The organism is Nonomuraea sp. LP-02 (assembly GCF_036289125.1).
GTDB classification, from domain to species: Bacteria; Actinomycetota; Actinomycetes; order Streptosporangiales; family Streptosporangiaceae; genus Nonomuraea; species Nonomuraea bangladeshensis.
In genome coordinates this window covers 517,496-535,591 of sequence record NZ_JAXCLK010000002.1, presented here as the reverse complement: position 1 = coordinate 535,591, position 18,096 = coordinate 517,496, and the positions used below count along the sequence as shown (strand labels likewise).

Annotated in this window: 25 protein-coding genes and 1 pseudogene; 7 read left to right on the top strand and 19 right to left on the bottom strand. The window is 69.9% G+C overall.

The annotated features are described in order from the left end of the window. Positions 1-21 precede the first annotated feature (21 nt). The 4 genes from SMD20_RS45745 to SMD20_RS45730 all read right to left on the bottom strand — a co-directional run bounded on the left by SMD20_RS45745 (position 22) and on the right by SMD20_RS45730 (position 2,562). Positions 22-834: a class I SAM-dependent methyltransferase gene (locus tag SMD20_RS45745; protein WP_329593799.1), complete on the bottom strand. Its 813-nt coding sequence runs from the start codon at positions 832-834 to the stop codon at positions 22-24. Between the two features lie 9 nt (positions 835-843). Further along, on the bottom strand, positions 844-1,299 hold the full coding sequence (locus SMD20_RS45740) for a GbsR/MarR family transcriptional regulator (protein ID WP_329593797.1): 456 nt from the start codon (positions 1,297-1,299) through the stop codon (positions 844-846). 34 nt (positions 1,300-1,333) lie between these two features. Then, complete coding sequence (locus SMD20_RS45735; RefSeq protein ID WP_329593795.1) at positions 1,334-2,263, bottom strand: alpha/beta hydrolase; 930 nt, start codon at positions 2,261-2,263, stop codon at positions 1,334-1,336. Between the two features lie 119 nt (positions 2,264-2,382). Continuing rightward, positions 2,383-2,562 carry a hypothetical protein gene (locus SMD20_RS45730; RefSeq protein ID WP_329593793.1) on the bottom strand — a complete coding sequence of 60 codons (180 nt, stop codon included), beginning with the start codon at positions 2,560-2,562 and terminating at the stop codon, positions 2,383-2,385. On the opposite strand from SMD20_RS45730, the gene SMD20_RS48560 reads away from it, so the two are divergent. Beyond that, positions 2,525-2,605, top strand: coding sequence for a hypothetical protein (locus SMD20_RS48560; RefSeq protein WP_442942660.1), 81 nt, complete (start codon positions 2,525-2,527; stop codon positions 2,603-2,605). The two genes, SMD20_RS45730 and SMD20_RS48560, sit on opposite strands and share 38 nt — an antisense overlap. Positions 2,606-2,709: 104 nt before the next feature. Here the strand turns inward: SMD20_RS48560 and SMD20_RS45725 are convergent, their stop codons facing one another. From SMD20_RS45725 to SMD20_RS48555, 8 genes and pseudogenes are all read right to left on the bottom strand, one after another. Continuing rightward, entirely contained in the window at positions 2,710-3,372 is a 663-nt protein-coding gene (locus tag SMD20_RS45725; RefSeq protein WP_329593791.1) for a hypothetical protein, read from the bottom strand. Then, complete coding sequence (locus SMD20_RS45720; RefSeq protein ID WP_329593789.1) at positions 3,363-4,805, bottom strand: hypothetical protein; 1,443 nt, start codon at positions 4,803-4,805, stop codon at positions 3,363-3,365. The genes SMD20_RS45725 and SMD20_RS45720 overlap by 10 nt, the downstream gene beginning before the upstream one ends. After that, entirely contained in the window at positions 4,802-5,638 is an 837-nt protein-coding gene (locus SMD20_RS45715; protein ID WP_329593787.1) for an ABC transporter ATP-binding protein, read from the bottom strand. Before SMD20_RS45715 ends, SMD20_RS45720 begins: the two co-directional genes overlap by 4 nt. Beyond that, positions 5,635-6,423 (bottom strand): zf-HC2 domain-containing protein, encoded by a 789-nt coding sequence (locus tag SMD20_RS45710; RefSeq protein ID WP_329593785.1) that lies wholly within the window; start codon positions 6,421-6,423, stop codon positions 5,635-5,637. Before SMD20_RS45710 ends, SMD20_RS45715 begins: the two co-directional genes overlap by 4 nt. Further along, complete coding sequence (locus SMD20_RS45705) at positions 6,420-6,992, bottom strand: RNA polymerase sigma factor (RefSeq protein WP_329593783.1); 573 nt, start codon at positions 6,990-6,992, stop codon at positions 6,420-6,422. The genes SMD20_RS45710 and SMD20_RS45705 overlap by 4 nt, the downstream gene beginning before the upstream one ends. 99 nt (positions 6,993-7,091) lie before the next feature. After that, positions 7,092-7,634 carry a hypothetical protein gene (locus SMD20_RS45700; protein WP_329593781.1) on the bottom strand — a complete coding sequence of 181 codons (543 nt, stop codon included), beginning with the start codon at positions 7,632-7,634 and terminating at the stop codon, positions 7,092-7,094. A 51-nt stretch (positions 7,635-7,685) separates the two neighbouring features. Next, positions 7,686-8,309 (bottom strand): DUF6461 domain-containing protein, encoded by a 624-nt coding sequence (locus SMD20_RS45695; RefSeq protein ID WP_329593779.1) that lies wholly within the window; start codon positions 8,307-8,309, stop codon positions 7,686-7,688. A gap of 57 nt (positions 8,310-8,366) precedes the next feature. After that, positions 8,367-8,454 (bottom strand): annotated as a pseudogene (locus SMD20_RS48555) (IS5/IS1182 family transposase); the annotation flags it as partial. A gap of 63 nt (positions 8,455-8,517) precedes the next feature. On the opposite strand from SMD20_RS48555, the gene SMD20_RS45690 reads away from it, so the two are divergent. Beyond that, positions 8,518-9,099 (top strand): hypothetical protein, encoded by a 582-nt coding sequence (locus SMD20_RS45690; protein ID WP_329593777.1) that lies wholly within the window; start codon positions 8,518-8,520, stop codon positions 9,097-9,099. Between the two features lie 91 nt (positions 9,100-9,190). Here the strand turns inward: SMD20_RS45690 and SMD20_RS45685 are convergent, their stop codons facing one another. Then, positions 9,191-9,934 carry an MBL fold metallo-hydrolase gene (locus SMD20_RS45685; protein WP_329593775.1) on the bottom strand — a complete coding sequence of 248 codons (744 nt, stop codon included), beginning with the start codon at positions 9,932-9,934 and terminating at the stop codon, positions 9,191-9,193. 51 nt (positions 9,935-9,985) lie between these two features. Continuing rightward, positions 9,986-10,435 carry a winged helix-turn-helix transcriptional regulator gene (locus tag SMD20_RS45680; RefSeq protein ID WP_329593773.1) on the bottom strand — a complete coding sequence of 150 codons (450 nt, stop codon included), beginning with the start codon at positions 10,433-10,435 and terminating at the stop codon, positions 9,986-9,988. Between the two features lie 86 nt (positions 10,436-10,521). Between SMD20_RS45680 and SMD20_RS45675 the strand changes: the two genes are divergently transcribed. Both SMD20_RS45675 and SMD20_RS45670 read left to right on the top strand, forming a co-directional pair. Further along, on the top strand, positions 10,522-10,965 hold the full coding sequence (locus SMD20_RS45675; protein WP_329593771.1) for a VOC family protein: 444 nt from the start codon (positions 10,522-10,524) through the stop codon (positions 10,963-10,965). A 9-nt stretch (positions 10,966-10,974) separates the two neighbouring features. Continuing rightward, on the top strand, positions 10,975-11,313 hold the full coding sequence (locus tag SMD20_RS45670) for a hypothetical protein (protein WP_329593770.1): 339 nt from the start codon (positions 10,975-10,977) through the stop codon (positions 11,311-11,313). An 82-nt stretch (positions 11,314-11,395) separates the two neighbouring features. On the opposite strand, the gene SMD20_RS45665 is transcribed toward SMD20_RS45670, so the two are convergent. From SMD20_RS45665 to SMD20_RS45655, 3 genes are read right to left on the bottom strand one after another with little or no spacing between them, the layout of a single operon-like run. Beyond that, on the bottom strand, positions 11,396-12,400 hold the full coding sequence (locus SMD20_RS45665; RefSeq protein ID WP_329593768.1) for a hypothetical protein: 1,005 nt from the start codon (positions 12,398-12,400) through the stop codon (positions 11,396-11,398). Then, entirely contained in the window at positions 12,397-13,212 is an 816-nt protein-coding gene (locus tag SMD20_RS45660) for a hypothetical protein (RefSeq protein WP_329593766.1), read from the bottom strand. The genes SMD20_RS45665 and SMD20_RS45660 overlap by 4 nt, the downstream gene beginning before the upstream one ends. Before the next feature lie 7 nt (positions 13,213-13,219). Beyond that, positions 13,220-13,588 carry a hypothetical protein gene (locus SMD20_RS45655; RefSeq protein ID WP_329593764.1) on the bottom strand — a complete coding sequence of 123 codons (369 nt, stop codon included), beginning with the start codon at positions 13,586-13,588 and terminating at the stop codon, positions 13,220-13,222. Between the two features lie 191 nt (positions 13,589-13,779). Between SMD20_RS45655 and SMD20_RS45650 the strand changes: the two genes are divergently transcribed. Next, positions 13,780-14,301, top strand: a complete 522-nt coding sequence (locus SMD20_RS45650; RefSeq protein WP_329593762.1) for a hypothetical protein — start codon at positions 13,780-13,782, stop codon at positions 14,299-14,301. Positions 14,302-14,327: 26 nt separating this feature from the next. Here the strand turns inward: SMD20_RS45650 and SMD20_RS45645 are convergent, their stop codons facing one another. Then, positions 14,328-14,831 (bottom strand): GbsR/MarR family transcriptional regulator, encoded by a 504-nt coding sequence (locus SMD20_RS45645; RefSeq protein WP_329593760.1) that lies wholly within the window; start codon positions 14,829-14,831, stop codon positions 14,328-14,330. 66 nt (positions 14,832-14,897) lie between these two features. On the opposite strand from SMD20_RS45645, the gene SMD20_RS45640 reads away from it, so the two are divergent. After that, a complete protein-coding gene (locus tag SMD20_RS45640) occupies positions 14,898-15,731 on the top strand; it encodes a class I SAM-dependent methyltransferase (protein WP_329593758.1) in 834 nt (277 codons plus the stop codon). A gap of 14 nt (positions 15,732-15,745) precedes the next feature. Here SMD20_RS45640 and SMD20_RS45635 read toward each other — a convergent pair whose 3' ends face one another. Then, a complete protein-coding gene (locus SMD20_RS45635; RefSeq protein WP_329593756.1) occupies positions 15,746-16,573 on the bottom strand; it encodes an amidohydrolase family protein in 828 nt (275 codons plus the stop codon). A gap of 196 nt (positions 16,574-16,769) precedes the next feature. Between SMD20_RS45635 and SMD20_RS45630 the strand changes: the two genes are divergently transcribed. Continuing rightward, the gene (locus SMD20_RS45630; RefSeq protein WP_329593754.1) at positions 16,770-18,089 is read left to right on the top strand and encodes a purine-cytosine permease family protein; all 1,320 of its coding nucleotides are present in this window, start codon (positions 16,770-16,772) and stop codon (positions 18,087-18,089) included. Positions 18,090-18,096: the final 7 nt, after the last annotated feature.

The window sequence follows — 18,096 nt, the reverse complement described above, 5'->3', positions numbered from 1 at the left end:
GCTGTCGTCGGCGGGGGCCGGTCAGAATCGGTAGCGGAGGATGCGGGCCCCTTGCCGCGACAGGGCTGTACTGCGGGCGGTGAGACGGGTGAGCGCGCGAAGCGGTTGCGGGAACCGGGCCACCTCCGGTGCGCGGGCGAGGATCTGCTCCTCGATCAGTTCGAGGCCGGCGTCCCAGGACTCCGGTTCGTGTGGGTCGTCGAAGCCCTGGGCGGCTTTGATGCCGAGTGCCTTGATGGTCGGGTGGTACTTCATGGCCCAGGCGGCGAAGCGGGTGTAGCCGTTGAGCGCGAGCTCGCCCGAAGGGAAGTGGCCGGCCAGCGCGCGGGTCATCGCCTGGAAGGAGTCGCCGGGCATGAAGGGGAGCAGCCCCTCGGCGACGATCATCGCCGGCCGGTCAGCGGGGATGGCGGTGAGCCAGTCGGAGCCGGTGAGGTCGGCTCCGACCAGGTGGGAACGGCCGGGCAGGCATTCGGCCCGCAGGTGCACCACTTCCGGGAAGTCGATGTCGTACCAGTCGACGCCGGGCGGGGGATCACAGCGGAACATCCTGGTGTCCAGGCCGCAGCCCAGGTCGAGCACCACGCATCCGGGATGAGCGGCGATGTAGGCGCGGACGACGTCGTCGAGCTTCTTGGCGCGCAGCGCCGTGGTGAGGACGAGGTTGGGCTTGACCTTCAGCTTGCCGAAGTCGTAATCGATGGTGCCGGCCAGATCGGCGGAGAGCGTGTCGCCGAGGATCGGGCTGGGCAGCCCGGCGTCCAGGGCTCTGGCGTGGAGAGTGAGCAGCAGCGTTTCCTGGATCAGCCCGAGCTTGGGTTGCCGGCGGTGCATGGGGGTTCCTTAACGGCGTAGCGGATGACGGGCCGCGAGGTTCTGCAGCCACGTCAGGGAGTCGTGGGCGGCCTTGATGCGCTCGGTGCGGTGCCCATCGCCGCCCGCGATGTCGAGCCCTTCGTCGGCGATCTCGCCGAACGCGCTCAGGCTTGCGAGCTTGCGCTGGATGACCTTCTGCCAGGCGTCGTCCTCGATGCGGTAGTAGGAGACGCGATCGCCGGGCCTTCTCACCTTCTTGACCAGGCCGATGGCGGTGAGGAAGCGCATGTTCGAGGTGAGCGAGGCGCGGCTGGCCTGGATGACCTCCGCGATCTCCCCGGCGGACTGCTCGGCCGGATCGCAGATCATGAGCCAGCCGAGGATGCGTCCGGTGATGGGCGGCAGCCCCCACTCCTCGACGCAGAAGGCGGCCACCCGTTCCACCCAGCGGAGCAGTCGGTCCTGCTGTTCCTCAGTGCTCATCGTCGCGTCCTCCGTTGTCGATCGTTGTGCCGGTTCACTGTGTCATGGCGGCCACCGACTCGTAGGTGGGTGCCGGGGTGATGTCCGCGAGCCGGGTCCTGCGCAGGTGGAGGTCGAACCAGTCGATCGCGAGCGCCATCGCCTCCTCCAGACCCGGGCCGGTGTAAAGGCCCAGCACGTCGTAGGGCAGCACCGCGAGCCGCTTGGGCTCACCCGCCTTGGCGAAGGCGCTCTGCGCCTCCTCGAGCATGTGGTACGGGTCCCAGCCGCCGTTGGCGATCATCAGCAGTGGCGTCGGCGCGAGCCGGTGGATGAGGTTCTCCGGTGCGAAGGTGAGCAGGTGCTCGGCTGAGTCGAGGGTCTTCTCGTTGCGGTAGGTGGGAAAGAGGCGCGTCGACATGTCCGGGGTGTCCTTCACGCTGTCGCCCTCCAGCGTCAGGTGCGGCACGCGAGCGCTCTGCCCGCCTTCGTAGCGCCGCTGCCAGTCCTGCTGCAGCCGGTCGCGCAGCGCGTGGACACCGGCACGGCCCAGGAGGCGTTCCATGTACCGCCATCCGTTCCACACGCTGGGACTTTGCACGACGACGCACTTGATGCGCCGATCGAGCACGGCGGCCTGGGCCGCCACCGAGCCGCCGATGCTCACCCCCCACACCCCGATCCGCTCCGGCTGCACTTCGGGACGGGTCCGCAGGTAGGACACGGCGCTGCGGAAGTCCTCGACCTGCCGCTCCGGGTAGTCCAGGCCGCGCGGTTCGCCTTCGCTGGAGCCGACCGTGCGGTAGTCGATGGCCAGCACCGCGAAGCCGGCTTTGACGAAGTGCGGCGCGAAGAACGCCAGCGCCTCTTTGACCATCACCCCGCTGTGCCCGAGCACCAGCCCGGGGACCGGGTCGCTCGTCTCGGGCAGGTAGAGATCGCCCGCGCAGCGGGTGCCGAGGCTGTTGAAGGTCACGTGTTCCATCGCTGGCTCCGTACTTGTTGGCTAGTTATTTCAAACATGACTGAAATAGCTAGCAATGTCAATTCGGAGCGTCGGCGGGCATGCGGGGCCTCAGGCGGAAGGCGGGGAGGGGAAGCTTGTCAGGGGAGCGGCCAGCTGCGCAGGGCGGCGTCGGCCATCTCCTGGAGTTCCTCGCGGCCGACCCCGCTCGCGGCCTGAACGGCGATGCCGAACGCCAAGGTGGTGACGTAGCGGGCCAGCAGCCGCGCATCGGCCTCCGCCGTGACCTTCCTCGCCTCCGCGCAGAGCAGCTTCATCACGGGGTCGAGCCTGTACGTCGACGGCGGCCTGAACCAGATCTGAAGGGTGAAACACCCATGACAGTGATCGGCGTCATCGAGCGGCGCCAGGAGCACCTCCGGCGATCCGACCTCGCCAGGGCGCGCCGTCCCGGGCAGCGCGAGGTGTCAGCGCCGTAGGTCGCGCCCCGCGAAGATCAACCATAGGTACGGCAGGGGCAGCATCGCCAGCCAGAACAGGTGCGCCTGGTCCCAGTACCCGAACCCGCAGGTCGGCGGCCAGAGCCGGACCTGCTGCGGCAGCAGGATGGTCCCCAGCACCATCGCCAGCTGGACCACGACCGCCGCCATGGCAGCCTGCCGTCCCGGCGCGAGCCGTACGGCGGTCGCCGCGGCGGCCAGCGCGATGCCGAGGCAGACGCCCATCTCGACGAGCAGGTCGCCGACCGGGAACAGGGCGCCTTCCGGCAGGCGGGTGAGAACGTAGGAGAAGGCCGCCAGCCAGATCGCGATCGCGGCGCCGCCGGGCAGCAGGCAGCGCAGCGCCTGCCGTACCCATCGGGGGACCGCGGCGGCGCCGAGGTCGGCGGACATGGCGTCGACCAGCCCGAACGCCGCCGCCGCGCCGAGCAGGGTGCCGCAGACGCGCATGAGCACGAGCGCGTCGCCCCCGGCCAGTGTCTCCCCGTACGCCGTCAGGCTCACCAGTCCGGCGGTGAAGGCGGCGACCACGGCCAGCGGCCCCCAGTCGATGGCCCGGGCGAGAGGGCGCAGCAGCAGGAGCGCCATCCGGCCGCGGGTCGGCGGCCGGGCGGGCAGTGTCACAAGCATGGCGTGGCTCCCATCGGTGCGTTGAACTCGCGTTCCAGCCCGAGCAGCGGCAGGGCCTGGTCGATCGTGGTGGTGGGCCTGACGAGCGTGTCCCAGCCGGCCTGGACCTTCTCGCGGGCGCCGGGGGAGGCCAGCAGCCGCCTGGCGTAACCGATCTCGGCCGGGCCCCAGTCCAGGCCGGACAGGCGTCCCAGGTCGCGGTCGACGTGGAGCTGCCGCCGGGCCTCGGGAGGGGAGACCTGGCCGACGAGCCAGAGCGCGACCACCGTGCGGGCCTGACCGCGTACGTCACACGGCGCGGCGGAGCGGGCGGGGGTGAAATGCGCGGTGGCCGAGTCGTACAGACCGGTCGCCCAGAAGGCCACGTCCTCGGCCAGCATCCGGCGCTGGTCGGGATGCCCCCAGCTCATCGGCGGCCGGAGCTCCCCGGAATCCTCGACGAAGCGCCAGGTCGCGCTCGTCTGCCGCACCTGGGGCGCCCGGTTCCGCAGCGCGGCGGGCAGCGCCGCCACGACCGGCTGGACGGCCTGTTCCCACAGCGGGATCCACGGCTCGTAACCGGGAAAGGCGCAGTAGGTGAGCCCTTGGCGCTGCGTGCAGCGGTAGACGTCGGGGCCGAAGTAGCGATCACGTACGCGGGAGTCCACATGAGCGGCCGTCAGCGCCACGTTCGTGGGGAGCCGCACCGGTGGCCGGGTGGACGCCGCGACGGCCCCCGTGGGCACCGCGACGGCCAGCGCCGCCACCACGGCCACGACGGGCGCCGGGCGTGGCCGATGCCTGAGCAGCGCGAACCCGCCGAAGACGACGGCGGCGGCGAGCACGTACGCCAGGTGGACCGCCGACGGCCGGTCCGGCCAGTCGGGCCGGTGGTCCTGCATCACCGGCAGCAGCCAGCGGGCCTGCCCGTTCATCGGGTTCGTGTAGATGAGGAAGCCGAGCACGGCCACCACCAGCGGCCCCGCGATCAGCCACCGCGCCCAGCGGCCGACGGCCACGCCCAGCGTCGCGGCGAGCACCGCGGCGGCCACCGCCGTCAGCGGCTCCCACACGTCCAACCGTCCTCCGGCGGGGCCGCTCAGCAGCCGGATCGCCAGGTAGCCGCCCACGGCTGCCGCCGCCGCGAGCCCCGCGACCAGCGGGGTGGCCAGCAGCAGGGCCCGCGTACGGTCCTCGGCCCGGCCGGGCAGCCCGGCGAGGCTTTCCGGCATGCCGTGCCGCCCGTCGCGTGAGGTGGCCAGGCTCGCCACGATCAGGACCGCCGCGGCCAGGCAGGTGGCCAGCCCGGTGGCGTTGACCGGGTCCATGGTGAGGTCGGGCTGCTGGTCCCAGGTGAGGAAGGTCTGCAGCGCCAGCACCAGGACGGTCGCGCCCCACACGAGCGGGTGCCGTACCAGCCTGCGCGTCTCGAACACGAACAGCCGCCGTGTCACGCCGCCTCCCCGAGCAGCATGAGGTAGCCGTCCTCGACGCCGGGCGTCACCGCGTCCGCCGCCGGTGGGGGTGCGCCGAGCGTACGGTAGCGGCCGTCGGCCGTCCGCCAGAACAGCTCCGACGTGGCGGGCGGCGCGTCCGACAGCCACACCCGGCCGTCGGCCACGGCCGCGAGCTCGCCGGGGGTGCCGTCGAAGACCGCCCGGCCGTCCCGCATGACCACCACCCGCTCGCACAGCGCGGCGACGTCCTCGGTCTGGTGCGTGGACAGCACGACGACGCTGCTCTCGCCCAGCCGCGAGACCAGCGCGCGGAACGCCATCCGCTGCTCGGGGTCCAGGCCCACGGTCGGCTCGTCGAGGATGAGCAGGTCCGGCCGGCCCAGGAGCGCCTGGGCGAGCGCGAGCCGCTGACGCATGCCGCCCGACAGTTTGCGTACCTTCGTACGGGCCTGGTCGGTGAGGTTCACCTCGGCCAGCACCCGGCGCACCTCGGCGTGCCGGTGCTCGCGGTCGGTCAGCTCCTTGAGTATCGCCACGTAGTCCACCAGGTCGAAGGCGGTGAAGTGCGGGTAGGCGCCGGGGTTCTGCGGCAGGTAGCCGAGCCTGCGCCGCAACGCGGTCCGCTGGACGCGGTCGGCCGGGTCCAGGCCGAAGGCGCGTACGGTGCCGCCGTCGGGGGCGAGGGTGGTCGCCAGGCAGCGCAGCAGGGTGGTCTTGCCGGCGCCGTTCGGGCCGAGCAGGCCGGTCACGCCGGCGCCGAGCGTCAGGTCGAGGCCGTCGAGCGCCCGCTTGGCGCCGTAGGTCTTGGTCAGGTGCTTGATCTGGATCATCTCGTGCTCCGTTTGTGGAAGCGGTACGTCAGCAGGAGGGCGGCGGCGCCGTACCCGATCTGCGGGGCGGGGCCGAAGACGGCCGGCCAGCCGGCGGCGAGGCCGCCCGCGCCGACGATGGCCAGCCACACCCCGCCCACGGCGAGCGCGGCGATCGGCACCGGCAGCCGGTTCGACAGGGCCAGGCAGCCCGAGGCGGCGGCCAGCGCGGGCAGCAGCCAGGCGGCGCTCAGCCCGGGTGGCGCGGGCAGCAGCGGCGAGGCGAGCCCGGCCAGCACGACCGCCACCGCCAGCACCGCCGTGGCCCGGGTCAGCAGCAGCCGCGGCCCGGACATCGGCGTGGCGGCCACCAGTTCGTGGGCGGGATCGACGCGCGGCCCGTACGCGAGCGCGATGCCCGCCAGCGGCAGCATCGGCGCGACGACGAGGAAGGCGGGCAGCAGGTCGGCCTGCGCGCGCGCCGCCAGCACCGCGAACGCCAGCACCGCCACCACCGCGGCCAGCCAGGCCCGGCTCAGCGTCGGCGTCGCCGTCAGCAGCCTGGCCAGGTGGTCGGGCATCCCTCGGTGCCGCAGGAAACGTTCGGCCAGGCTGGGGCGCGGCGTGATCAGCTCGGTCTCCAGCCTCGCCCAGGACGCTTCGAGCCAGTCCTCGTCGTACGGGACCGCCGCCCGGCAGCCGGCGCACCGGCCGAGATGCGCGTCCACGGACATGGCCAGAGCCGGTTCGAGCCTGCCTTCGAGGTAGCGCTCACGCAGATCGTCGGGGATGTGCCAGTCGCTCATGAAAGTTCCTCGCGCAGCCGGGCCCTGGCCCGCATCGCGCGGGTCTTGACCGTGCCTTCCGGAATGCCCAGGAGACCGGCGGCCTCCTTGGTGGTGAGGCCGTCCAGGACGGTCGCCTCGATGACGGCGCGCAGCTCGGGGGAGAGCCTGTTCAGGGCGGCGCCGAGGTCGCCGTGCTCCACGCCCAGCAGGACGACGTCCTCGGCCGAGGCGACCGGGGAGCTGTCGTCCGGTTCGATGCCGGAGCCGACCCAGCGCGAGCCCCGGCCCCGCAGGGCGGAGATCAGCCGGCGGACGGCGATCGTCCACAACCAGCCGGCCACGTTGCCGCCCCGGAACCCGCCCGCCGACCGCCACACCGCCAGGAACGTCTCCTGCAACGCGTCGTCGACGGCGTCGGCGTCGGCGCAGCGGCGGGCCAGCCGGGCGCGCAGCCAGGGGGCGTGACGCTGGTGCAGGATGCGCAGGGCGGCGGTGCTGCGCGCGGCGACGGCGGTGACGAGGTCGGCGTCGTCGCTTTCCGCCGTGACGTCCGGGGCCGCACGCCGCCGGAAGGGGAACGGTCTCACGGTGTATCTATCGCACGGTTTGCCCGGACCGGTTCGCCCGGATCGGCCCTTTCGTCGCCGGGCAAGCTGAGCCCCACTCCCAGACGGCCCGGCGGCCCCTCATTCTGGGAAGGTGACGCCAATGTGCGTCGCTATCATCCATTCATCATCTACTGCAGCTTGCAGCATCGCTTCGGCGGTGATGAGTATGGCGCGGTCCCAACGGCTGTCCCATATTTCCGTGCCGGCAGGCGTAGCGGCAATCCACTCCTCGACAGCGGCGAGATCGGGATCCGGGTACCAGTCCCGGAAACTTGCATCGAACCGGACTACGCGAGCACCTTGCGCGTAATAGGACACTATCGCTGGAATCTCGTTGCACCATGCAGCACTCAGACAAGGCCCGTGCTGCGCCAGGGTGGGAAGAGCCCCGGGCGTGTGAGACGTCAAAGAATCGATACTGAAGTCCACGATGACGGTGCCGTTGCCGAGACGCCCGACGAGCATGTCGATATCGCCACCCCAAAAGCGCATCGCCTCGGTGTTCTCGGCCGAGATGCCGTAGGCCGCCAGGACATCAGTCGTGGTCGCGGAGCACCATGTGAGGTTGAAGACGCCGTTGGTCTGCTGATTGAACCAACGGGAATAGCTCTCATCAATCATCGGTCTTCCTTCAGTTGATGGGCCTTGCTGCCGGACGCGTTGATGTTCTGCTCACCTCCATCCGGGAACGACTCCGCACAGGTAAGTGGACTCCTCCAGCAGTCGCGGCGTCATCGTGATCCCGGTGAGGTGCTCGGCCAGGAGGAACGCCGGTCCTGTATGGGGGTCCGCGATCGGGTGGGCAGGGGAGTCGATCCGCTCCAGGACCTCCACGAGTTCGTCCGGCCTCTCCTCCGAGTAGCTTTCATGGGGCCGGAACATGAACTGGATCTCCCCGTCCTTGATCCCATGGGAATAGCCTTCCTGGTGCGCGAACTCGAAGCGGATCTTTCCGTCGTCGATCCAGTAGAAGTAGTCCATGTCGTCGACGTCGAGGTAGAAGTGGGAGACGAGACGGGTGCCCGCCGACAGCGGCATGATGATCTCTTCGGTGATGCCGAGCCCGCTGCAGGCCTCGACGAGGAGTACCCAATCTCCAACGGCGACAGCACCGAAGGTCTGCCGCCGGATCAGCCCATCAAGCGTCACGCGAGAGCAGTCCTCAACCCGGACGCCGAGCCGGGTCACCACTTCCTCAGGCGTCAGCCCGCGGACGTAGGTGAAGCAGTAGGCGTCCGCCAGGCCGGGGAAGCGCTCGGGGGAGAACCAGGAGTAGTCGTCAGGAGTGGCGATCATCCCGTCATGTTCGCAGCACCCACCGACACATCGCCTGCACGAGCGCGGCCGCCCGACACGTTCACCGATGGCCTCGAGACGGGCGTGGGCGCGGTTGACGTCTCGCTGCACGCGTGACAAGGCCGGGCCGATGGCGATGCCGCTGAACGAGGTCCGAACGTGCCGCCTGTGCCCGGTCGAGTGGTCATGGCGAGCGCTAAGGTGGCACATGATCACGAAGCCTCCAGGATGGCTGTACCTCACCGCCCTCTCCGCCGTGGCCGGCGTCATTCTGTACTGGGCCAGCGTCCCCCATTGGTACGTCGTCGAGATGATTCTGGTCGCCCTCTTCTTCGGGTTCCCTCTGTATGTGATCTGGGTGGTCCGATTCGGCTTGGCGACCAGTCGAGGCGCGGTCGACGGCCGAACGGGACGTTGGATCCTGCCTGGGATCATCGCCGCGGGCGTAATGGCGGCACTCGTGGTGGACGCCCCCTTCTGGCTGCGGTTCACGATCTCGAAACCGAGCATGGAAGCCTACGCTCAAACGGTTACCAGGCAGACGGATCGCGACTTCTCCTGCCAATGGCTGGGGTTGTACCGGATATGTGATGCATTCCCGTACTCGGGATGGGAGGAGAACGCCGAGGAAGTCCCCGGCAGCGCTTGCCTGATCGGCGAGGAATGGGCCATCGAGAGCAACACGAACTTCGTCCTGCTTCCGAAGGGCGAACCCCAGGAGACGGCGGACGACACCTACCGGCACCTCACGGGCTATTGGTACGGCTGGCACGGCTGGGACCATTGGTAAATGGCCGCCGCGCGCGCGAGGATCGACCGATCCTGGACGCGCATCCCATGCCGCATCGGCGTCACCGCGGCCGAAGCCGTAGGAAGGCTGCTCAGGAAAGATCGATGGTGAGACCGGAGGTGGCGATGCCGATCTCGCCGTCGTATTCGGCCCCGGCAGCGGCTCGCGCGGCCGTGGCGTCTGTGCCCGGCTGCAGGTGAGTCAGTAACAGGTGCCGGGCATCGGCTTCCTTGGCTTGCCGGCCTGTCTGGCGGGCGCTCGACAGGTGGCGCCGCGAATCCTGCGGGACCTGGTCCACAAAGGTGGCCTCGGCCAGGAGCAGGTCAGCGCCGCGCGCCAGGTCCACCACCTCAGGGCTCGGGCCGGTGTCGCCGGTGTACGCGAGCACTCGCTCGCCCGCTGTCAGCCGTATGCCCGCATTGGGCACCGAGTGCGGCAGTAGACGGGTCTGCGCGCGGAACGGGCCGATGGCGAACTGGTCGCCGGCGATGAACTCGTGCAGGGCATAGGCGTCGGCCAGCATCCCCGGGCGGTCCAGCGCGAGGACCGCATCCAGGGCGCCGGGCAGCGAGTACACCGGCAACGGACCCGGGGGGTCGTCACGCAACGTACGCGCACGCAACAGCGGGTTCAGGTCGGCACAGTGATCGGGATGTCCGTGACTGACGAACACCGCGTCGACCTGATCGGCGGTGATCCGTTCCAGCAGCCGCAGCACCGTCGCATATCCAGGGTCGCCGAGCAGCCTGAACCCGTCGTGCTCCACGAGGTAACCGCTGCAGGCCTGGCCCGCCGCCGGCCACGCACCGCATCCGCCAAGGATCGTCAGCAGCATCCATGAACTCTAACGGCCGGCTCACCAACCATGGCGCGCCCTGATGAGCTGTCAGGCCGAGCCCGGGCCCGGGAGGAGGTCGACGTCGTCGGCGTGCATCGGCTCGCCGCAGTGACTGCAGCGCGGGTCGACGTGGCCGATCTGCCCGCAGGCATGGTGGCGGTACAGGACGGGAGGCCCGGCCTCGCCGGCGAGCCAGCGGTCACCCCACCGCGCCATCACCATGAGCATCTCGACGAGGTCGGTGCCCTTGGCGGTGAGGTGGTACTCGTAGCGGGGGCGGGCGTCGTAGGGCTGCCGTTCCAGCACGCCCTGTTCGACCAGGTGGTTGAGCCGTTCGGTGAGCACCTTGCGGGAGATCCCGAGGTCGGCCTGGATGTGGTCGAAGCGGCGCACCCCGGCCCACACGTCGCGCAGGATCAGCGGCGACCAGGGCTCGCCGATCACGTCCAACGTACGCGCGATGGAACACGCCATCTCCCCGAACCGCGTTCGCTGCATGGCAGCAATCTAGCAAGTGGGGTTCCCTTACGGAACCTGGGGTGCTACCTTCCCAGAGTCTCTTGAAGAAACCCCGAGGGGATCCGATGACATTCATCAGGCGTTTCGACCATGTCGGCATCACCGTCGCCGACCTCGACGCCGTGACGGCGTTCTTCGTCAGCCTCGGCCTGGAGGCCGATCAGAAGATGGCCGTCGAAGGCGAGTTCCTGGACACGGTGATCGGCATGACCGATGCCCGCACCGAGATCGTCATGCTGCGACCGCCCGGCGGAGGTACGACGCTGGAGCTCTCCAGCTTCGCCCGGCCGGACCACCTCCCGGGTTCGCCCGCCGCGCCGGCCAACGAGCTGGGCCTGCGCAACGTCGCCTTCGAGGTGCACGACCTCCAGGCCGCGGTCGACCACGCCGCAGCCGCCGGCCACGGCCTCGTGGGAGGCATCGGCGAATACGAGGGCATGTGGCGGATGGCCTACGTCCGCGGGCCCGAAGGAATCATCGTCTCGCTGGCCGAACGCATCGAGAAGTAAGGAGACATCATGAGCACGACCGTGACCGACGAACAGATCCAGGCTCTGGCCGCGACCGCGAAGCCCTACAGCCTGGCGCTCCTCCAATGGGGGCCGGAACGGACCATGGACGGCGCGGACGCCGTCGAACGCGAACACCAGCGACGCATGGTGTCGCTGCGCGCCGAGGGGCTCATCGCGATCCTGTGCCCGGTCGCCTCCGACACCGTGGCCGGCGTCGCGATCATGACCGTACCGGCCGAGGAAGCCGCGGAGATCATGGCCGAGGACCCCTGCGTGCGAGCCGGGATGATGCGCTGCGAGGTTCACCCGTGCCACGGCTTCCCCGGAGACGCCCTCCCCGGATGAACGATCCCGGCCAGGGCGATCAGCGCAGCCCTCCACGCGCGCCCGTTCTCTTCAGCCGAGATCCCCCGACCCCGGTCACCACTCAGATGGTGAGGTCCTGCACGTCGAGTTGCCAGGCTCGGCGGATGCCGCTGACCGCGTGCCAGGCGATGCGCGAATCCGTGACGAACGCGGCTCGCGCCGCCGCCAGCGCGTCGAAGCCGCCTTCCCAGGCCGGTGTTCCCGTGCAGCGTTCCAGGCGGATGTCGTCCAGGGAGGCGCTGAACACCTCGCCCACCGTCTGGCAGAAATAGACGTAGGCCGCGTAGTCCACGTGCAGCCGCGTCACCTCCGGGGGTTCGTCGTCGCCTGGGCGCAGGAGCGCGTCCATGAGGTCCCGGGGCGAGCTCGCCGTGCCGGCGTCGTACAGGATCCGTTGGAAGGCGGCGCCCCCGGCCGCGCCCACGTCGGTCAGGGCGTGCGTGAACGCCAGAGCCTTGCGGGAGATCTCCTCTCGAACGACGGCTGCGGACACGTCGGCGAGCTGGACGGGAAGGGCGGGTGTCTCCTCTTGTGTCCGCACCACGAACCGATCGGCCTCGAGGACATCCTCGTCCCATGGGACGACGCCCGCGGGGCGGGCGGCCAGAGCGGTGCCGATCTGTACGACCCGCCTGGCGGCCCTGATCAGGTCCCTGGCGATGCCGCCCGACAACACGTGGCACAGCCCGACGTACGGTTCGCTCAGCCCGATGACCCGGCGGTAGAGGAGCCTGCGGCTTTCGGGGTAAGTGAGCCTGCCGACCCGGACGATCTCGTCGAAGGAGCTGTCGAACGCGTCCCTCAACGGGATGCCGCGCCGCTCGAAGGACACGAGCGCGTCGTCGGAGACCGACACCAGGAAGTAGACGTACGGGATGCCCAGCACGCCTTTGAGCTCGTTGAGGAACCGTTCGGCCTGTTCCGCGGAACCGATCTTGTCCAGCTCGTCCACGCCGACGAAAACGCGACCACCGTGCGCATGCACCAGGGCGGACACGCGGCGGGCGAATCCGCGGAACTCCTCCACCACTTCCGGATGGCTGAGCGGCTGCTCCGCTCGGGTCACGCCGCCCGAGAGTTGCCCCTCCGCCCCCACCGGCAGCCGCAGCGCCCCCGACCAGCCGGTGCTGTGCGACTGCAGGTGCCGGACCCTGACCAGATTCCGCTTGGCGTCCTGCAGGAGCGACCTGGCCTGATGGGCGAAGGTTCGGGGGCGGCTCCTGCCCGTCGGGCGAGACGGCGCACCCCGTAGGCGAACCGGACAGCGCAGATCATTCCGACCAGCACGGCGACGCCGATCGTCCACGGGTTCAGCGCGACGAGCAGCAGGGCGGCGACCGCGAGAGCGATCATGATGACCCGCGGGGCCGCGGCGGAGGCGACGGCCGCCATCGCGAGGGGCACGACCAGCCATCGCCGCCACGGCCCCCTCCGCGCCATCGGGGCGAAAACGGAGATGACCCGTCGGCAGAACACCGCGAACAGATGCAGGACGAAGTCGCGGGCGGCGTAGTCGACCGGCGCCAGCACGAGACAGCGCACATCGGCGAGCGGGCCCGGCGGCGACCCCATCAGCAGGCCGTCCCGGGTCCTGAGCTGCTCCGGTTCGCGAGGAGGCCGCCCGCAGTAGTGACCGACGATGGTGGACTTGCCCGATCCGCGCGGTCCCGCGATGCCCAGGCTGATGCCCGTCACGTTGGTGATCAGGCTTTCGACTTCGACGGCGGCGCGGGTGGGGACCTCGTAGAGGTTGTCATGGATCTCGCTCAGTCCCGGGCTGCTGGTCACGCCGAACGCCCGGCCGAACCGGTACGTGCGAAGGAGATTGATCCTCGTCCTCACCTGGGCCAGAAGTTCGTACCGGGCCAGCCGCTTCATGAGCGCGTCACGCTCGCTGCTGGCCCCCGGGGCCAGGTCGCCCTGCAGGACACGTCGCCCGAGCCGGCGCCGTCGCAGCCACAGAACCGTCGTACACCGCCGACGTTCTCGCGGCCTGGTAGGCCGCGAATTCCTCGGGTGCGAGAGCGAGGACTCGCCCGGCGTCGGAGACCAGCATGTGACGCATCTGGTTCGCGGACACGTCGACCTCGTCCAGCGCGCTGCGGATCTCGTCCTTCCCCAGCACCTCCGTCAGCGCGTGCATGTACATGTCGAACAGCACGGCGTCGTCCTTCAGCGGGTTGTGACCGGCCCGCATGAGCGTCAGCCGGTCTCTCCCCGGCCGACGCCCGCAGCGGGCGCGGGCAGGGAACACGCCGTCACAACAGGATTCACCATGCCCCAATGATGGTCTCGGCGGATGCGAGCGCCTAGAGCCTCCAGCACCCGGCACCCGGCACCGGCGGGTGACCGACGTCACAGAGGTGGCGTGCACTTCGACGCAGAACAAAGTTCTAGCCATGCCTAGTGTCGAGCGCGTCCACCGAACCCGAAGGAGAGGGTCCCATGTCCATCCGTCGCAAACTCGGCCTGGCGGCTGCCGCTGCCGTCGCCGGTGCGATGCTCGCCGCTCCGGCGAACGCCGCCCACGCCGGCGCCGGCTTCATGAAGATCACCGGCACCATGAAAGCCTGCACCTTCGAGGTGCCCCAGGTGACCGTGCAGGGCCAATGCTTCGAGGTCCCCGTCCAAACTTCGCTGCGCCCGGGCGAGGTCCAGGACTTCCACCTGGGATCCTGGTCACGGCCGGACGTGTTCAACGGATACCGGGGCGACTTCGAGGTCCGCGTAGGCGTCACCGCAGCACGGACGGCCTACGTCTGGGTACGGAGTTCGACCCTGTGGTGGCTGTCCCCGGGCAGCCAGCTCAAGGTCAGTGTGACTCCCAGCCCGGTGGGGCGAGTCATCCCCATCGAGCCCAGCGCGAACTTCAGCGACTTCTCCGTCAACTCCTTCTGCTCCAACGCACCGACCCCGAACTGCAGTCGGTCCATTCTCGATGTCGCCCTGGCATCGGACGTCAACTGACACGGAGGTGACCGTGACCGCCGGGTTCAGTCGTCCTCGGGTCCGGCCGCCTGGAGCCGCCGCCACTTGGCCATCGATCGCTCGATCTCCTCGCGCATGAACGCGAAGAACCGGCCGGTCTCCTCCAGCCGCCGCCCGGCGGGGGAGTCCTGGCCCAGGAGCGTGACGCCTTCCTCCGCGCCGGTCTGCACGTGGACCAGCACCGGGACGGATTGGCTGATGTAGTGGCTCCAGGTGTGCTCATGGATGCGGCAGAAGTCGTGCCGGCTGCCGGGTGCGCGGCCGCGTTCGACCAGCCGTACCTGCACCAGGTATTTGACCGCCCCCGAGATGGCCGGCGCGCCGACGCCCAGCCGCTCGGCCAGCTCGGCGGCCGTCAGCTTGCCGGAGTCGGTGACCAGCAGCGCGGCGTACACGCGCGCCGCCATCCGCGGCATGCCGGACTCGACCAGGATCTGCGCGAACCGTTCCCGGAAGTCCGCGATGGCGTCCTCGCCCGCTCGCGTCACCACCGCTCCGTCCTCCGTCATGACGCCACAGTCTAGGACATTTCGAAGACTTCACGAATTTCATGAAATAGGAGTAACGTCGTTGGTGTGACGGACACCGGACTCCTCGGAGTGCAGAAAACCCTCACTCCCGTCCTCAGAGCCAAGGCGCTGGACAACCGGCTGCCGGACCCGATCCTCGGCGACACCTACGCCGAGCGGGTGATGCGCCTCCTCGACCCCGCCTACGACCAGCGCAGATTCGGCACCAGCCAGGTGGGCCTGGTCGCCGTGGTCCGCGCCCGGGCCCACGACGACTGGGCCCGCGGCTTCCTCGCCGAGCACCGCGACGCGGTGGTCCTGCACCTGGGCTGCGGCCTTGACGCCCGCGCCCAGCGGATCGACCCGCCCGCCACCGTCGACTGGTACGACCTGGACTATCCCGCCGTCATCGACCTGCGCCGGCAGCTCCTGCCGCCACGCGACCACCACCACACGCTGATCGGGGCCGATGTCACCGACCTGACCTGGCTGGAGCGCATCCCTCGCGGCCGGCCGGCGCTGATGATCGCCGAGGGGCTGGTGCCGTACCTGACCGAGGAGGACGTCCGGCGGCTGCTGACGAGCGTCGTCGACGCCTTCCCTGCAGGCCAGATCCAGTTCGACACGGTGCCGGTCTGGGCGTGGCGCACCTCGAGGTGGAATCCCGGGCTGCGCGCGTACGACGCCCGGTTCCACTGCGGCTTCGACGTCCCGGCCGCGCTGGCCGCGTGGCACCCGCGACTGGAGTACGTCGACGAGGCGCCGATGTACGACGCGCCGATCCTGACGGCCAAGGCCCCGGCCGGCGTTCGCCGCCTGTACCGCGTCATGAGCCTGCTGCCGGGCATGAAACGCTCCACCCGCGTCGTACGCTTCCGCTTCGGCGAGACGCCGGCCTGACCTTGCGCAGACGATCAGCCCGGTAGCCGGTAGCGGTGACGGGCGTTGGCGGCGAACAGTTTGTGCTGGTCTTCATCGCTCAGCGCGGCGGTGGTCCGGCGGTAGGCGCCCATGAGGTCGGCGTAGGTGCCGGCGATGCTGTCAACGGGGAAGTTGCTGCCGAAGAAGCAGCGATCCACCCCGAAAAGGTCCAGACACGTCTCGACGAAGGGGCGCAGGCGGGCGGGATCGGTGGTCCTGAGCGCCATGCCGAGCCCTGAGATCTTGCAGTCGACGTTGTCGAACGCGGCGAGGGCGGCGATGGCCTCGCGCCACTGGCGAAACTGCTCGGGCTCCGCTCCGCCGGGCCATCCGGCGTGTTCGAGGACGAACGTCGTATCGGGCGCGTCCTTGATGGCCGGCAGGTAAGAGGGGACGCCGGCGGGCTGAGTGATGATCTCGAAGATCCAGTCGTGGTCGGCCACCAACCGGAAGAGACGCCGGGTCGTGCCGGCGGCGGGATCGAGGCCGGAAAAGACCCGGAGGCCCCGGAACGCGGGGCTCTCGGCCTGTGCCCGCAGACTCGCCTCGATGTCGGTGAAGGGCAGCGCCGGATCTGTCGTGCCGATGACAGCGGAAGGAAACCCGGTCTCACGGCGAAGAATCTCGAGCCATCGCGCCTCGGCGAGCACGGAACGCGGTGACGAGACCGCGGATACGTGCACGTGGGCGGCGGATGCCGGGAAATCTCCGGGAAGGATGTCCCGGTAGATGGGCCGGGACCGGAGCGCCTCGTACCAGTCGTTGACGCTGGGCTGCCAGTAATGCACGTGCGCGTCCACGAAGTCCGCATCAGTGATCACCACCACAGCGTAGAACGGGCGGGACGGTTTCCCGTCTCCCCTCAGCACGCCCATCCCAGTCGAGTGGCGGGGCGCGGCCCTTCGCTGCGGGGATGCGCTGCACCGCTGGAATAGGGTCGTCCCGCCTCTTCCCTTGATCACTTACGTCGACGTAGCGTTCGCGTGAAAAGACCACTTCGGTCAGAAGGGGCTCCGCATGCGTTCCACCTCGGTGCCGGCCTTACCCGGCGACACCCCCGCAAACGACGACTACGCCCTGGAACGAGTACCGCCCTCCGCCCGCTACGCCTGGCCGACGGTCGCCATTCAGCGGTTCGGGCTGCTGTCGGCGCTGAGCCAGTTCCTCCTCGGCGCCACGCTCGGCATGGGCATGACGTTCTGGAACGCCGTCGTGGCCATCACCCTCGGCGCGGTGATCCTGGAGCTGGTGGCCATCGCGGTCGGCATCGCCGGCATGCGGGAAGGCATGTCCACCACGGTCCTGGCCCGCTGGGCCGGATTCGGCCGGCACGGTTCGGGGCTGGTCGGCATCGTGATCGCGATCTGCCTGCTGGGCTGGTTCGGCGTGCAGTCGGCGGTGCTCGCTCAAGGGCTCGCCGCGTTGCTCGGCGGTCCGCCTGTCTGGGCGTGGGCCATCGTGGGCGGGCTGGTGATCACGGCGATCGTGGTGGTCGGGTTCGCCGGGATGGCCTGGACGGCGTGGATCACTGTGCCCGCCTTCCTGGCGCTGGCCGGCTGGGCCATCGTCGTCGAGCTCGGCAAGCACGACGTGGCCGACCTGGTGGCGTCCGCGCCGCCCGGCCAGCCGTTGAGCCTGGCGCAGGGCGCCACGCTGGTGGCGGGCGGCTTCATCGTGGGCGCGGTCATCAGCCCTGACATGTGCCGCTTCAACCGCAGCGCGGCCGACGTGGTCAAGCAGACCGTCATCGGGATCACGCTCGGCGAGTACCTGCTGGCCCTCATCGGCGTCCTGCTCGCGCACGCGCTGCGTACCGGTGACGTGGTGGCGATCGTCACCACCACCTCCGGCGTGGTCGGCACCATCGTGCTGCTCACCGCCACTTTGAAGACCAACGACTGGAACCTGTACGCGGCTTCCTTGGGGATCACCAACGCGCTGCACACCATCTTCGGCATGCGGCTTGGGCGGGCAGCCGTCACCGTCGGCCTCGGAGTGATCGGTACGGCGCTGGCCGCCCTCGGCATCGCCGACCATCTTGTCGACTTCCTGGTGCTGCTCGGCGTCGCCGTTCCGCCGATCGCCGGGATCATGATCGCCGAATACTACGTGGTGCGGCGATGGCGGGAGGAGCTGAAGACCTCGCGGCGCAGCGGCGGCCTGCCGGACGAGGCGCCGAACTGGGTGCCCGCCGGACTCGTCGCCTGGGTGATCGCCGCGTTCGCCGGGCACTACCTGGCATGGGGCATCCCCGCGCTCAACGCGCTGGTCATCGCCGCGCTCGTGTACGTGGCGGCGGGCAAGGCCGGCCTGATCGGCAGGAGGTCCCGCGTCTGACTCTTTC

Coding starts and splice junctions, on each gene's coding strand:
- SMD20_RS45745 (WP_329593799.1), bottom strand. CDS start 834: ATGCACCGCCGGCAACCCAAGCTCGGGCTGATCCAGGAAACGCTGCTG.
- SMD20_RS45740 (WP_329593797.1), bottom strand. CDS start 1,299: ATGAGCACTGAGGAACAGCAGGACCGACTGCTCCGCTGGGTGGAACGG.
- SMD20_RS45735 (WP_329593795.1), bottom strand. CDS start 2,263: ATGGAACACGTGACCTTCAACAGCCTCGGCACCCGCTGCGCGGGCGAT.
- SMD20_RS45725 (WP_329593791.1), bottom strand. CDS start 3,372: ATGCTTGTGACACTGCCCGCCCGGCCGCCGACCCGCGGCCGGATGGCG.
- SMD20_RS45715 (WP_329593787.1), bottom strand. CDS start 5,638: ATGATCCAGATCAAGCACCTGACCAAGACCTACGGCGCCAAGCGGGCG.
- SMD20_RS45710 (WP_329593785.1), bottom strand. CDS start 6,423: ATGAGCGACTGGCACATCCCCGACGATCTGCGTGAGCGCTACCTCGAA.
- SMD20_RS45700 (WP_329593781.1), bottom strand. CDS start 7,634: ATGATTGATGAGAGCTATTCCCGTTGGTTCAATCAGCAGACCAACGGC.
- SMD20_RS45695 (WP_329593779.1), bottom strand. CDS start 8,309: ATGATCGCCACTCCTGACGACTACTCCTGGTTCTCCCCCGAGCGCTTC.
- SMD20_RS45690 (WP_329593777.1), top strand. CDS start 8,518: ATGATCACGAAGCCTCCAGGATGGCTGTACCTCACCGCCCTCTCCGCC.
- SMD20_RS45685 (WP_329593775.1), bottom strand. CDS start 9,934: ATGCTGCTGACGATCCTTGGCGGATGCGGTGCGTGGCCGGCGGCGGGC.
- SMD20_RS45680 (WP_329593773.1), bottom strand. CDS start 10,435: ATGCAGCGAACGCGGTTCGGGGAGATGGCGTGTTCCATCGCGCGTACG.
- SMD20_RS45675 (WP_329593771.1), top strand. CDS start 10,522: ATGACATTCATCAGGCGTTTCGACCATGTCGGCATCACCGTCGCCGAC.
- SMD20_RS45670 (WP_329593770.1), top strand. CDS start 10,975: ATGAGCACGACCGTGACCGACGAACAGATCCAGGCTCTGGCCGCGACC.
- SMD20_RS45660 (WP_329593766.1), bottom strand. CDS start 13,212: ATGAAGCGGCTGGCCCGGTACGAACTTCTGGCCCAGGTGAGGACGAGG.
- SMD20_RS45650 (WP_329593762.1), top strand. CDS start 13,780: ATGTCCATCCGTCGCAAACTCGGCCTGGCGGCTGCCGCTGCCGTCGCC.
- SMD20_RS45645 (WP_329593760.1), bottom strand. CDS start 14,831: ATGACGGAGGACGGAGCGGTGGTGACGCGAGCGGGCGAGGACGCCATC.
- SMD20_RS45630 (WP_329593754.1), top strand. CDS start 16,770: ATGCGTTCCACCTCGGTGCCGGCCTTACCCGGCGACACCCCCGCAAAC.